At 47.7% G+C, this 3,223-nt stretch carries 3 protein-coding genes; all 3 read right to left on the minus strand.

Going from position 1 to position 3,223, the window contains the following annotated elements; all coding sequences use genetic code 11:
* Positions 1–495: 495 nt before the first annotated feature.
* Positions 496–2,058 carry a SulP family inorganic anion transporter gene (locus tag KDK16_RS05975; RefSeq protein WP_257253654.1) on the minus strand — a complete coding sequence of 521 codons (1,563 nt, stop codon included), beginning with the start codon at positions 2,056–2,058 and terminating at the stop codon, positions 496–498.
* 337 nt (positions 2,059–2,395) lie between these two features.
* Positions 2,396–2,854 (minus strand): RDD family protein, encoded by a 459-nt coding sequence (locus KDK16_RS05980; RefSeq protein WP_257253652.1) that lies wholly within the window; start codon positions 2,852–2,854, stop codon positions 2,396–2,398.
* A gap of 69 nt (positions 2,855–2,923) precedes the next feature.
* Positions 2,924–3,223: hypothetical protein (locus KDK16_RS05985; protein WP_257275156.1), on the minus strand; the 300-nt coding region annotated here is incomplete at its 5' end.

Genomic DNA, 3,223 nt, shown 5'->3' on the forward strand with positions numbered 1-3,223 from the left:
GCACAAGCGCCCACACGAATTGTCTGATAATTTGTTAAAGAACTGGATTAAAACAAGAAGGTTTTAATCGGCTGAACCAGCGGTCAAGCTGATCAGCGAGGCCGCTATGTTACCGCGACCGTTTTTGTTGTCAAGCGCTCTCTGTGCTAAAGAGTCAAAACGGCTTTTCAACTCGCTGAACTGACAGACGCTCATGCTTAATCAGCGTTGCTTTTCTTGTTCAGCGGCGGCGCATTCTACCGTGTCAGCTGATGTTGTCAACCTGCCTTTTTGTCAGGTGATTCAGCTCTGCTGCTGTGGCAATCTGCTCCGTTGGAGGAGGCGTACTATACAGAATTTCATAAGAGGTTCAACATGCGAAAAAGTACTAACGTACTATCCCTTAATAATTAAGAAGGTTATTTTTTGTCGCAGTTACTTTACCCACCTGCCAGCAACAGAAAACCCGGCAACTAGCCGGGTTTCTCAGGATGCACCAAACGATCAACTTAACAATCAGGCATTCGTGGCCACAAAGTATTTAGGATCTTCAATGACATTCACTTCTACCATGCTGCCTGCTTTCTTCAACAGTTTCTGACAGTCCTGACTCAAGTGCAGCAGGTGCAGATTTCTGCCTGCTTTGGTGTAACGCTCTGCCAGCGTATCAATGGCTTCCAGTCCAGAGTGATCACACACTCGGGAATCAGCAAAGTCGATCACTACGTCATTGTTGTCGTCTTTTGGTGAGAACTGCTCCAAAAAGTGAGTGGTGGAGCCAAAGAACAAAGGACCATGCACTTTGTAAACGCTGGAACCTTCCCGGTCTTCTTTCTTCTCAATCTGAATCTGCTTGGCATGCTCCCAAGCGAAGATCAGGGCAGATACAATAACCCCGATAATGACAGCGACAGCCAAATCGGTCAAAACAGTTACGACTGATACCAGCACCAGAACAAAGGCATCACCCCCGGGCACTTTGCGCATGATGCGAAAGCTACTCCATTCAAAAGTGCCAATCACTACAATGAACATAACGCCGATCAGGGCCGCAACAGGAATTTGCTCAATCAGAGAAGAAGCCACCAATATGAATGCCAGCAGGAACAGCGCCGCCGAAATACCCGACAGGCGACCACGACCACCGGAGTTAACATTGATCATGCTCTGGCCGATCATGGCACAACCACCCATACCGCCAAAGAAACCAGTCACAATGTTGGCTGCACCCTGCCCCATGCATTCACGGTTAGAGCTGCCATGAGTTTCAGTAATCTCGTCAACCATACGCAGGGTTAACAGAGACTCAATTAAGCCAATGGCCGCCAGAATCAGAGAATAAGGCAGAATGATCAGTAAGGTCTCCATGCTCAATGGCACCATGGGAACGCTGAATTCAGGTAATCCACCGGCAATGCCAGCTACATCACCCACTGTTCGGGTATCCAAATCCAGGCCAATGACCAGCAGGGAAACCACAAGAATAGCTGCCAAAGAAGAAGGAACAGCTTTCGTCAGCTTGGGCAGGAAGTGAATAATAGCCATAGTCAAAGCCACCAACCCCAGCATCATGCCGAGCTCACTACCCTGCATCCAGGCTATATCAATAACACTGCCTTCCATAAAGGTACCTGAGAGCCAGCCTGTTTCACCTTCAACGCCGAACTGACCCAGTTGAGCCAGAAAAATAACGATGGCCAAACCATTAACAAAGCCCAGCATTACCGGGTGGGGCACCATGCGAATAAATTTACCCAGCTTAAGCGCCCCAGCCAGAACCTGGATGATCCCCATCAGTACTACGGTTGCAAAGAGGTACTGAACACCATGGTCTGCCACCAGAGTGACCATAACCACAGCCAGTGCACCAGTAGCACCAGAAATCATGCCCGGACGACCACCAATGGCAGCCGTGATAAGACCTACCATAAACGCAGCGTAGAGACCCACCAGTGGTTCAACACCCGCAACAAATGCAAAGGCTACCGCTTCGGGCACCAATGCCAGTGCTACCGTCAGACCTGATAGCAGGTCATTTTTCATGGTAGCTACCTTATTAGCTTTAAGTTCGAACAACATTGCCTCCGATTCAAACGGGCAGGTGGGTGGCGACAGACTAGTTTTAAATATGCAACGATCAGGGTTGTTGGATAGAAAACCGTTTTAAAAGAGCTCTATGCCCAATAAGAGGACATCGCCCTGTTTGATAAGCAGAAGCAAAGAGTCACTTTTCGGGGAGAAGCATAGATGGGAATTCTAAAGAAGAGACTGACAGAAGACAACGTTCAGACACTCCGGAAAATAACGCCTCCTGACCCGTTCAACCCATTGCCCACAGTGGAACAAGAACCCTGTCGTTCATATTTTTAAATGGCTCAGAGGCATCATCTATTAGAACCATAGCGGATGGAGTGGTTTATTTTCTGAGCTTAACAACGACAGTACCGGCAATTTTGTCGTGCCAGCCCTGCTTTTTCTTGTCCACTAAGATCCAAAAAAAGCCCAAAAACAGGGGCAAAATTGAGATAAAGTAGGCCAGATAACGAATGACCGACTGAGACAGAGCCGGAGCAAGGCCGGTCTTCTCATCAACGACTTTCATAGTGATGATCATTTTGCCCGGCGTAGCACTCTTGTAATGCCAGAACAGGATAACTGCTAACGCCGGAAACAACCAGTTGATCATGACGTCTGCCGGGTACAGAAGTTGTTTTGAATTTTCAATCGTCAGCCGATCGCCATCAATCATCATAGTAAGAGGTAAAGTAATGATGATCAGAACCAAAGTATCGATCAGCGTTGCCCAGAATCGGTCGAGAAATCCGGCATATTCAAGGTTGTCTGATCTTTCAGGATTTGAATCGAACTCAGACAACAGAAGCCCCCCATTTATTGCTATGTTATCAACCAAAATTCGGCACAAGCCTGATTCGCTTAAGCTTTTTTATTTCGATTTCGGCATCAAGACGAGCTCTATCACACGAAAGCGTCCAGCGCTGCCCTCTACCTGAGAACCAGCAGTGGGAAGGAAACTGACACCTTTTGGGTTACGCTGATTAAGCCTGAAGTTATCAGACCCGATCGTAGGAAAGCGGGTACTTCTTGATTCCAATTTAAGCTCCTCAACCACATCCTCATCAGGCAAAGAAAGTGCACCATAAATGACGGCATCGTAAACGCCACCGTTCCGGTAATAATTGTCGGGAGTCAAACTGACTTTGAGAGCTGAGCTCTTCATGAAGTA

This window comes from Endozoicomonas sp. SESOKO4, from assembly GCF_024606275.1.

What these genes read in the sequence shown, in the direction of transcription:
- KDK16_RS05975 (WP_257253654.1), bottom strand. Translation starts at nt 2,058, where the DNA reads ATGTTGTTCGAACTTAAAGCTAATAAGGTAGCTACCATGAAAAATGAC.